The sequence below is a fragment of the Solirubrobacter ginsenosidimutans genome (genome assembly GCF_027587205.1).
In genome coordinates, this window is sequence record NZ_JAPDOD010000084.1 from 18,879 (window position 1) to 28,982 (window position 10,104).

Sequence of the window (10,104 nt, forward strand, 5' to 3'; positions counted from 1 at the left end):
CAATCCTTCGGGACGATTCTCAGGCGGGACCCCGCCCCCGGGGCCGCCCCTTCCGTGCCTATCCGTCTCTTCGCGACGTCCGCCGCTCGGCAACTTTTGGTTTCGCCCGAGGTGCTTCGGGGAATTGATGCTGCCGTCCCGGCTTTGTAGCACGGGATACGTGGTCTGTCCTTGGTGAAACCTTGGTCTATTCGTTTAGTTCGGGCCCCTGAACTACGCTGGGTGTCATGACTCTGTCTTTGGAGGACGTCCAGAGCCGGGTTCCGACGCTCTCCCTGTCCCTCTCGCGCGTGGGTGTGACCAACGTCGAGAAGGTCATCCGGATCCAGGTGAACGGGACGGAACAGCTGTTCTCAGCTCGACTGGATTGCTTCGTCGACCTCGGCCCGCACCAAAAGGGCGCGCATATGAGCCGCTTCGAGGAGGTCGTGAACGAAGCGATCGGCGAAGTCGTGCTCGGGGAAAGCGCTTTCCGCGCCGAGACCCTGGCGCAGCACATCGCCGAGAAGGTCCGCGACCGCCAAGGTGCGCGGCGCGCCGAGGTCCATATCGAGGCCCGCTATCCGGAGTACAAGCCGGCGCCGGTCAGCGGGATCGAGACCCAGGAGATCTATTCGCTGCTGGGCGCCGCGGTGGCCAGCGAAGCGGGAACGCGCCGGCTCATCGGCATCCGCGTCCAGGGCCTGACCGCCTGCCCGTGCGCGCAGACGATCATCCAGACGAGCTCGCACGAGCGCCTGCGTGCCGATGGCTTCACCGAGGACGAGATCGAGCGCATCTTCGAGGCTGTTCCGGTGGCGACGCACAACCAGCGGGGCCTGGCGACGCTGCACATCGGCTGCCCGGAGACCTGCGACACCGACATCGACGCCGAGTGGCTGGTGCGGATCGCCGAGGACTCGATGTCCTCGGAGATCTATGAGCTGATGAAGCGCTCCGACGAGGCCGCCGTGGTCGAGAAGGCACATCGTCGGCCGCGCTTCGTCGAGGACTGCGTGCGCGAGATGGTCCGCGGCGTCGTCGAGGAGCTCCCCATGCTCACCGACCAGCACTTCGTCTCCGCCCGCCAGGAGAACCTGGAGACGATCCACCAGCACAACGTGCAGGCGGAGCGCTTCGGGCTGCTGGGCGAGATTCGGCGCGAGATCGCGACCGGGGACCAGACCCCGAACCATCTCTCGCTGCGTGAGTGGCTCGACGGCGCGAACTGAGCTCGTAGGCACGGACCTGTCGCTGGAGACGGCGACGTGGAACACCGACGACCCGTGGGCGCCGCCGCGCCCCGGGTTCGTGGGGCGGCTGCACCTGGGTCACGAGACCGATGTGATCGATCCCGTGCCGGTGAGCTTCGTCGTCGACGGAGTGACGGTTGCGCCGCGGGTTCTCTCGCACCGCTGGGACCCGGACTTCACCGAGACCGTCTACGGGCTCACCGACTCGTTGCGGGTGGCCGAGCGCAAGGGCGTGCGCGGCAGGGTGCTGTGCGCGGACTGGCACTTCCTCGGCTCCGGGAACGTGCGCGTCATCGCCACCGTCCCGCCGATGCTTCGCGCGCGTGTGACCACGATCTCGCTCTATGCGGAGCTCTCCGCGGACATCCCGGTGCGGGCGACACGGCTGGAGCCGGTCGAGGCGCCAGGAGTCCTGCGCTTCCGCTTCGCCCTCGGTGACGGAGAGCCGGTCGGCGACCTCGACGCACTCCCGTTCCGAGACTGGTTCGCACGCCACGCGCCGCGGCTGCATACGGGCAGCAAGGAACTGGCCGAGGTCTACGAGTACCGCTGGTTCGTCGTCTACCGCAACCTGCGCCGGCCGTTTCTGTGGTTCCAGGACCATCCGATGCCGGGCGAGCTGTTCTTCGAAGGGCCGGTGTCGAACTGGTTCACGGCGCCGATCGGGCTGTCGTTCCCGCTGCAGTTGCGCGAGGCACGCTGGATGCGCTCGCCGCGCGGCGTGCAGGACACGCTGAACGCCTGGACGGCGAACGCCGGCGCCCTGCGCTCCTACGCCGCCGACCCGCTCACCCCCGCGATCGAGTTCGCCGAGCACCACCCGCTGGACCTCGGCGCGGCGCGCGATGCCGCCCTGGAATACGTCCTCGGCCGCGGCCGCAGCGCGCGGATCGCAGGCGGGGGCATGGACGCGTTCCCGGTCACGGTGGGTTCGTGGGTGAACGGGACCGAGTACGCGCCGGACTTCTTCGCCGAGGTCGGCTGGGACCACAAGCGCTCGGAGATGTTCATCGCGCCGCCGCAGCTCCCGCGCGCCGGCGAGCCCGACAGCCGGCAGGCGGACGTCCTGACGCGCCTCTCGCGCGTGGACACCAACGTCTGGCACTGGGCGATCGTCAAGGCGCTGGGCGGCCCTGACCTGCGCACGGACCTGGCGCGACTGCACCTCCACGACGGCGTCTTCCGCTCGGTCGGCACCGCGCCCGTCACGAACGTCCTGAACTTCGAGGCCGCCCTCCCGTTCCTCTACGCCGACTTCGGGCCGCGCGAACGCGCCGCCCTCGCCCGGGCGATCGACGACTGGACGGCGCCCAAAGGCCTCTATTCGACCTCCCCGGACTGCCCCGCGTTCTCGACCGAGAACGCATTCCGCGGCTATCAGTACCCGTGCTGCTGGAACGGCCCGGTCTGGAACTACGCCACCTCGTGGGTGCTGCACGCGCTCGGCGCGGTCGCGTCACGCACGAAGGAGGAGCCGCTGCGCGCCCGCTTCGCGCGCGCGTGGACGCAATGGACGGCGTCGCACCTCACGCTCGGCTACCCGATGGTCATCGAGCACTTCCACCCCGAGACCGGCCGTCCGTACCGCCTCCTGCCCGACTACTTCCACTCCGCCTGGCTGGACACGTTCTTCCGCCACGTCGTCATGGAGCCGCTGGTGGACACCGGTCCGCTGCTGCTCGAGGGCGTCCCGTGGAAGGAGAGCGAGATCAGTGTGGAGCGCGGCGTGACTGGCGCGCTTGGATGAGGTTGCGAAAACCGAAGAAGTAGTCGGCGCCGCTGATGACGGTGATCGCCACCGTCACCCACACGAGCGCGTCGACCCAGGCCGGCGAGTTCTCGACCAGGATCAGCACGAGCACCATCGCGACCTGCGCGACCGTCTTGATCTTCCCCCACACGCTGGCGGGGATGACCTCGCCGTGCTCCATCGCGAGCTGACGCAGGCCGGTGACCGCGAACTCGCGGGCGATGATCACCATCGCGACCCACGCCGAGACGCGGTCGAGGCTGACGAGGCTGACCAGCGCGGCCGTCACGAGCAGCTTGTCGGCCAACGGATCCATCAGCTTCCCGAAGGTCGAGACGCTCTTCTGGCGCCGCGCGATCCACCCGTCGAGGGCGTCCGTGATCGACGCCAGGACGAACACCACGGCGGCAAGAGTGTCCCCGCCGCCGCCCTCCTGCACGAGCGCCGCCACCAGGACGGGGACGAGCAAGATGCGCAGGAGCGTCAGGACGTTCGGCAGGTTGAGCTCGAACACCCGGGCCTGAACGTTAGCCTCAAACCGTGGACGACCTCTTTCGCGCGCTCGCGCTGTTCGCCCTGATCGCCGCAAATGCGTTCTTCGTGATCGGGGAGTACTCGATCGTGACGGCCCGCCGGGGACCGCTCCGGGCGCGCGGCGGGAAGGGCGCGGAGGCCGCGCTGCGGCTGATGGAGGACCCCGTGCGGGTGATCTCCACGGTGCAGGTCGGGATCACCGGCGTCGGCATCCTCACCGGCGCCGTGGGCGAGCCCGTGGTGCGCGACCTGCTCGGCGACTGGCTGCCGCACTGGGCGAGCTTCATCATCGCCTTCGCGGTCGTGACGTACCTCTCGGTGGTCTTCGGCGAGCTGGTGCCGAAGGCGCTGACCCTGGATCGCGCGGAGCGCCTCGCGGCCCGCGTCGCCCGTCCCGTCGAGTGGATGGCGAAGGTGCTGCGGCCGGTCGTGTGGGTGCTGCAGGGCTCGGGCGCGCTGCTGCTGCGGCCGTTCGGCATCACCGAGGTGATGGCGGGCGAGTCGGTGCGCACGCCGGAGGAGCTGCGCGAGATCGTCGACGAGGCCGAAGGCTCGGGCGTGATCCCGCGCGCGCAGGAGGAGCTCCTGCACAACGTGTTCGACTTCGCCACCCGCGAGGTGCGCGACGTGATGGTGCCGTCGCCTGACGTGACGTGGCTGGAGGCGTCGGTGACGGGTCAGGAGGCGCTGCAGGTGGTGATCGACACCTCGCACCAGCGCTACCCGGTCGGGACCGAGTCGCTCGACCACCTGGTCGGGATCGTGCACATCCGCGATCTGATCGCCTCCCCCGAGGAGCCGGTGGGCGAGCTGTCGCGGCCCGCGATGGTGGTGCCGATGACCAAGGACCTCGGCGCGCTCCTGCGCGAGCTGCGCGAGGCGCGCCAGGTGATGGCCGTGGTCGTCGACGAGTACGGCGGCACCGCGGGGATCGTGACGCTGCACGACGTGCTCGAGGAGCTCGTGGGTGAGATCGAGAGCGAGTTCGACCTGCCCAACAACGAGCTGGTCTGGGTCGACGAGCACTCCGTCGCGGTCTCGGGCTCGATGACGATCGACGACTTCAACGAGGCGGTCGGGAGCCGGCTGCCCCAGCGTGGCCCGCGCACCCTGGCGGGTCTCGCGTTCGACGCGCTCGGGCGGCGCCCCGAGCCGGGGGACGTGGCGCGCGTCGACGGCGCGGTGCTGCACATCGAAGCGGTCGAGGACCTGCGGATCACCAAGCTCCGCATCGATCTTTCACCTAGCCTTTAGTACGAGTTCAGGGGCGTCGAGAAAGGTGTGGCCCATGACGCGAGTCGTGGTCATCGACCCTCAGCCGGCGATTCGCGCCGGCCTCGCCATGCTGTTGCGTACCGAACCCGGGCTCGTCCCGGTCGGTTCCGCCGTAGGTGCCCGCGACGGCCTCGAGCTGGTCTCCGTCCAGCGCCCGGACGTCGTCATCCTCGATCCGCACCTGCTGGACGCGGACGGCCTCGGGACGTGCCGTCGCATCCGGGCGCTCGACCCCGCCCCCAGGGTCGTGCTCTACAGCGCGGACGACGACCCCAGCCTGCCGGTCACGGCGCGCGTCGCCGGTGCCGACGGGTTGGTGGAGAAGTCCGCGCCGGAGGAAGAGCTGTTCGAGGCGATCCGCGTGGTCGCCGGCGGCCAGACGGCGCTGCCCGCGCTGGACCGCGAGCAGCTCGACGCCGCCGCGCATCGCGTCGACGCAGAGGACCTCGCGCTGCTGGCGATGCTGATGGATCGCACCGAACCGTCGGACGTCGCGGCGACGCTGCGGCTCGATCGGCGCAAGGTCGCGCGGCGCGTCGAGAAGCTGCTCGGACGGTTGCGATCGCAGCCGCCGCGCTCGATCCCGACCTGAGGGATATCTTGATGGGGACATGCCTCTCGTCCCCATGGTCATTGAGCGCACCGCCCGCGGCGAGCGCGAATTCGACATCTTCTCGCGGCTGCTGAACGAGCGGATCATTTTTCTCGGTTCCGCGGTCGACGACCAGGTCGCGAACCTGGTGGTCGCGCAGCTGTTGCACCTGGAGTCCCAGGACCCCGACAAGGACATCTCGATCTACATCAACTCGCCGGGTGGCTCGATCTACGCCGGTCTGGCGATCTACGACACGATGCACTTCATCAAGCCCGACGTGGCGACGATGTGCGTCGGCATCGCGATGTCGATGGGCTCACTGCTGCTGGCGGGTGGCGCCCCCGGCAAGCGCATGGCGCTGCCCAACTCGCGGATCCTGATCCACCAGCCCTCAGCCGGCTTCGAGGGCCAGTCCTCGGACATCGAGATCCACGCCAACGAGATCCTCAAGACGCGTAAGCGGATCGACGAGATCTACGCCAAGCACACGAAGCAGCCGGAAGAGCAGGTTCACCGCGACATGGAGCGCGACCGGTTCTTCAAGGCCGACCAGGCCGCCGAGTACGGCCTGATCGACCGCGTGATCCACACGCACTAAGTCGTGATCGAGTGTTCGAGGGCCCCCAGGCCCTCGACCTCGACCTTGACCACGTCTCCGTCCTGCAGGTACTTCGGGGGCTTGAAGGCCTCGCCCACGCCGCTGGGCGTGCCGGTGAGGATGATCGCGCCGGGCTCGAGCGTGCAGGCCTCGGCGATGAAGTCGACGAGCTCCTGCGGCTTGAAGATCAGGTCGCTCGTGCTGCCGTCCTGCCTGAGTTCCCCGTTGACGTGGGTGGTGAGGCGCAGGTTGGCTGCGTCGATCTCGTCCGTGGTGGTGATCCACGGTCCCCATGGGCAGGACGAGTCGAAGCCCTTCGCGCGTGACCACTGCGCCTCTGAGCGCTGCAGGTCGCGGGCGGAGACGTCGTTGGCGACCGCGTAGCCGGCGATCGTGTTGTCGGGCCCCATCACGAGGACCAGCTCGACTTCGTAGTCGAGCGCGTTTGAGGCCTTCGGGCGTTTGACTGGACCGCTTGGGGGGACGCTCGAGAGCGGCAGCTTGAGGAAGACGAGTGGCTTCTCGGGCTTCTCGGAGCCCAGCTCGGCGATGTGGGCAGCGTAGTTGCGCCCGATGCAGAAGATCGCGGGCGGCCTCGGAACGGGCTCGAGCAGGGTCACGGCGGCCAGCTCGTGGGTGGCGCCGCCGGCGGGTGTGCGGTCGCCGCTCTGCAGGCGTTCGAGCACGGTTCCGCTGCTAAACGCGACGATCTCGTCGCCGCGGACTTCCCCGGCCTGGGGGTCGCTTTCGCCGGGGGCGATGAAGGTCGCGAACTTCATAGGGCGGCGACCCTATCGAGACTCAACGGATGACCGGCTTTAGAACCGCGGCCGAATTGTCGATGATTGTCCGCGAATGGATGTCAGCGCGATTCAGGCGGCCGCGGCCGCGACGACGGCAACGTATCGATCGTTCGCCGACGCGACCCGCTCCGTGCTCGACCTGCTCGAGCGCTACAAGCCCGGGTGCGCGGTCTACATGGCCCACCTCGACCGTGGGCAGTTCATCCACCGCATCGTCGACGTCCGCGGTGGCGGCGACTTCAATCTTCGCTCCAACCAGGCGCTGCCGCTCGGCGACGCGTTCTGCTCGCACATGTCCGAGGGCCGCGGGCCGCGTCTGTGCGGTGACGTCGCGCGCCACGAGGTCTACGGGAGGCTCGCGATGCAGCAGCGGGTCGGGGCGCGTTCCTACCTGGGCGTGCCGCTGGAGCTCTCCGACGGGACGCGGGTCGGCTCCCTCGCCGGGCTGTCACGCACCAAGAACGCCTTCACCGCCGCCGACGAACAGCTATTCGTCATGCTCGCGCGCGTCCTCGCGTCCGAGCTTGAACGAGAATCCAACGCACGAGATTTGCGCAGGTTCAACGACATGCTTCGAGATCAGGCCAAGGGAATGGGAGCGATCGGCCGGGTGGCCAAGGCGCTCGCCGCGGGTGATGACGCCCGCCTGTCGATCTGCGAGGCCGCCTGCGAGGTCATGGACGCCCCCGTGGCGTTCCTGCTCGAGCCCAAGGGCCGCGACTTCTCCTCCACGGCCATGGCGGGCGTCTCCGTCCAGCCGGTGACGATCCAGCCGCGCGGCGACGGTCCGGGAGGCGGCAAGGCGTTCACGGCCAAGGAGGCGTACTTCGTCGCCGACGCTCGCAACCACCCCGCCCTGGCGGCGCCTTTGGTGGAAGCGACGTCGGCACGCTCGGCGGTCTTCGAGCCGATCCTGCGCGACGGCGACGTCTGCGGCGTGCTGATCGTCATCTGGCAGCGTCCGCTGGACACCCTGCCGGAGGCGTCGGCGGGTGTGCTCCGGCTGGTCGCGGCGCAGGCGGCGATCGCGATCGAGCACGCCGGCCTGCGGGCCCGCGTCGAGGCGCTCGCGCTGACCGATTCGCTGACCGGCCTCGTCACGCGCCGGGTGTTCGACGAGGAGTTGCCGCGCGAGATCGCGCGCGCCCGCCGGTCGGACTCGCCTTTGAGCATCGCCTGGCTCGACCTCGACCACATGAGCGCCTTCAACATGTTGCGTGGCGAGGGCGAGGGCGACCGGCTGGTCAAGGAGACCGCCGCGCGCTGGCGCGGTGAGCTGCGCGACGTGGACTCCGTCGCCCGCATGGACGGCGTCGAATTCGCGCTGATCCTCCCGAACTGCGGTCTCGGCGAGGCCGTCGAGGTGCTCGACCGTGTTCGTGCGGCGACACCCCGCGGGCAGACCGCTTCGGCGGGCGTCGCGCGCTGGAACGGCGAGGAGCCCGCCGAGCTGTTGATGCTCCGGGCCCAGGACGCGCTGGCGGCGGCGAAGTCGTCCGGGCGCAACGTCACGATTCCCGCAGAGTGACTTTTCCTGCGGGGGCAGGAGTCCCCGCAGGTTTACAGAAGTCCGCTCTGGCGTCGTGTACTCTCCACCGCCAGTACAGAGCACAGCCGAGTCTTGCCGCCTCAGGGCGGTGGGAACGGGGGACCCAAACGGCCGAGGTCAGGCCGATGGGGCGAATCGCCGCTTCGATGGTGGCGTAGCGCAGGCCTGCGCGAGTCCGACAGCTAACCCCGTAGGCGCGAGGCCGAAGGAGTTGTGAGTTGTCTGCTCACGCATGGTCGTTCCCGAACGACGAACCGTATAACCGCGATCTGAGCGATCACGAGCTGTGGGAGCGTTCGCTCCGGCGTTCGCAGCACCGGCGCGAGATCACCGAGGCCGCTCGAAGGGGTGCCGCGCGGCGCAAGGGCGCGGCGGTCGCCGTGAGCGCGTCAATGGCCGTCGGGCCCGCGGCGGCACCGTTCGCCGCGCTGGCTTCAGTGGGCGGAGGCAAGTCGGTGGCGGCGGCGCCGCCGGGCTCCTCCGGGACGTCGGCCATATCCATGCCGTCGTCCTCGCTGGTCGCGTTCGGTGACACCGGCGCGGCCGTGGCGGCGGTGCAGCGCCAGGTGGGTGTGGACGACGACGGCATCTTCGGGCCGATCACCGAGGGAGCGGTATCGCGCTTCCAGAAGCGCTACGGGCTGCCGGCCACGGGTCGCGTGGACGCCAAGACCTGGCAGGCGCTGTTCAAGTCCAATGTGACCTACGTGGGTGGGGGCGGGAGGACGGTCATGACCGTCTACGGCGGTGGCGGTGGCGGCGCGGCCGCGCCGGCCGTCGACGGGTCCGCTCCCTCGTCCTCGGCCCCGGGCGGGGGCACGGCGAAGACGGTGAAGACCTCGGCCCCGACGTCGAAGAAGGTCACCGCGGCGGCGCCGAAGACCTCGACGCCCGCGACCTCGACGGACCCGGCGACGAACCGGGCCGCGACGACGACCCCGAAGAGCGTGCCGGCGACGACGCCCGCGCCCGCGTCGACGGCGGGTGGGTGCGGCTCCGGGCCGATCGCCACCCCGGTCAGCGGGACGGTCACGGGCGCGTTCGGCGAGTCGCGCCCCGGGCACCTGCACGCCGGCGAGGATCTCGCGGCTCCCGCCGGCACCGCGGTCCGCGCGGCCCAGTGCGGCACGGTCACGCAGGCGGGCTACGACGGCAGCGGCTACGGCAACCTCATCTGCATCCAGCACGAGGGCGGCGTCTCCACCTGTTACGCCCACCTCTCCGAGATCGACACCACCAAGGGCGCCTACGTCCACGTCGGCGACGTGATCGGCAAGGTCGGCTGCACGGGCAACTGCACCGGCCCCCACCTCCACTTCGAGGTCCGCGAGAACGGCAAGGCCACCAACCCGGCCCCGTACCTCGCGGGCACCAAGACGATCCAGGGCAAGACGACGGCCACGGCCTCGAGCCCGAAGGCCACCACGGCCCTGGCGAGCGCGACGAAGGCGGGCGTGGCCGCGGCCGCGACAGCGGCAGGGACGAACGCGGCGACCGCCCAAGCGGCAGCGGCAGCAGACCCGGCCGCGGCAGCGCAAGCGGCGGCGACAGCAGACCCGGCCGCGGCCGCCCAGACGGCACCGGCGACCGACCCGGCCGCTGCCGCTGCGCCCACGGAGGCCGCTGCCGCGCCGGCCGAAACGGCCCCAGCCGCGGACCCGGCGGCCTCGGCGGCCCCCGCCGCGGGCCCTGCCGCGAGCGCCCCCGCTCCCCCTGCCGAGGCCCCGGCCGGGTCTGCTCCGGCTCCCGCCGCCAAGTCGGGGGCCAA

At 70.2% G+C, this 10,104-nt stretch carries 9 protein-coding genes and 1 riboswitch; of the genes, 7 read left to right on the forward strand and 2 right to left on the reverse strand.

The window, feature by feature from the left end:
• The first annotated feature begins 227 nt into the window (after positions 1-227).
• Positions 228-1,211, forward strand: a complete 984-nt coding sequence (gene mptA / locus OM076_RS42405; RefSeq protein WP_270046270.1) for a GTP cyclohydrolase MptA — start codon at positions 228-230, stop codon at positions 1,209-1,211.
• Positions 1,186-2,979: an MGH1-like glycoside hydrolase domain-containing protein gene (locus OM076_RS42410; RefSeq protein ID WP_270046271.1), complete on the forward strand. Its 1,794-nt coding sequence runs from the start codon at positions 1,186-1,188 to the stop codon at positions 2,977-2,979. Before mptA ends, OM076_RS42410 begins: the two co-directional genes overlap by 26 nt.
• On the opposite strand, the gene pgsA is transcribed toward OM076_RS42410, so the two are convergent.
• Positions 2,942-3,496: a CDP-diacylglycerol--glycerol-3-phosphate 3-phosphatidyltransferase gene (gene pgsA, locus OM076_RS42415; RefSeq protein ID WP_270046272.1), complete on the reverse strand. Its 555-nt coding sequence runs from the start codon at positions 3,494-3,496 to the stop codon at positions 2,942-2,944. The two genes, OM076_RS42410 and pgsA, sit on opposite strands and share 38 nt — an antisense overlap.
• Positions 3,497-3,522: 26 nt before the next feature.
• Between pgsA and OM076_RS42420 the strand changes: the two genes are divergently transcribed.
• The 3 genes from OM076_RS42420 to OM076_RS42430 are packed head-to-tail and all read left to right on the forward strand — an operon-like array spanning position 3,523 to position 5,984.
• Complete coding sequence (locus OM076_RS42420) at positions 3,523-4,770, forward strand: hemolysin family protein (RefSeq protein ID WP_270046273.1); 1,248 nt, start codon at positions 3,523-3,525, stop codon at positions 4,768-4,770.
• A gap of 34 nt (positions 4,771-4,804) precedes the next feature.
• Positions 4,805-5,383: a response regulator gene (locus tag OM076_RS42425; RefSeq protein ID WP_270046274.1), complete on the forward strand. Its 579-nt coding sequence runs from the start codon at positions 4,805-4,807 to the stop codon at positions 5,381-5,383.
• A gap of 19 nt (positions 5,384-5,402) precedes the next feature.
• Positions 5,403-5,984 carry an ATP-dependent Clp protease proteolytic subunit gene (locus tag OM076_RS42430; protein ID WP_270046275.1) on the forward strand — a complete coding sequence of 194 codons (582 nt, stop codon included), beginning with the start codon at positions 5,403-5,405 and terminating at the stop codon, positions 5,982-5,984.
• Here OM076_RS42430 and OM076_RS42435 read toward each other — a convergent pair.
• Complete coding sequence (locus OM076_RS42435; protein ID WP_270046276.1) at positions 5,981-6,763, reverse strand: fumarylacetoacetate hydrolase family protein; 783 nt, start codon at positions 6,761-6,763, stop codon at positions 5,981-5,983. The two genes, OM076_RS42430 and OM076_RS42435, sit on opposite strands and share 4 nt — an antisense overlap.
• A 76-nt stretch (positions 6,764-6,839) precedes the next feature.
• On the opposite strand from OM076_RS42435, the gene OM076_RS42440 reads away from it, so the two are divergent.
• Together OM076_RS42440 and OM076_RS42445 are read left to right on the forward strand one after the other, a co-directional pair.
• The gene (locus OM076_RS42440; protein ID WP_270046277.1) at positions 6,840-8,315 is read left to right on the forward strand and encodes a sensor domain-containing diguanylate cyclase; all 1,476 of its coding nucleotides are present in this window, start codon (positions 6,840-6,842) and stop codon (positions 8,313-8,315) included.
• A 74-nt stretch (positions 8,316-8,389) separates the two neighbouring features.
• Positions 8,390-8,549: riboswitch (cyclic di-AMP (ydaO/yuaA leader) on the forward strand.
• A gap of 5 nt (positions 8,550-8,554) precedes the next feature.
• The coding region (locus OM076_RS42445) for a peptidoglycan DD-metalloendopeptidase family protein (RefSeq protein ID WP_270046278.1) at positions 8,555-10,104 on the forward strand (1,550 nt) is incomplete at its 3' end.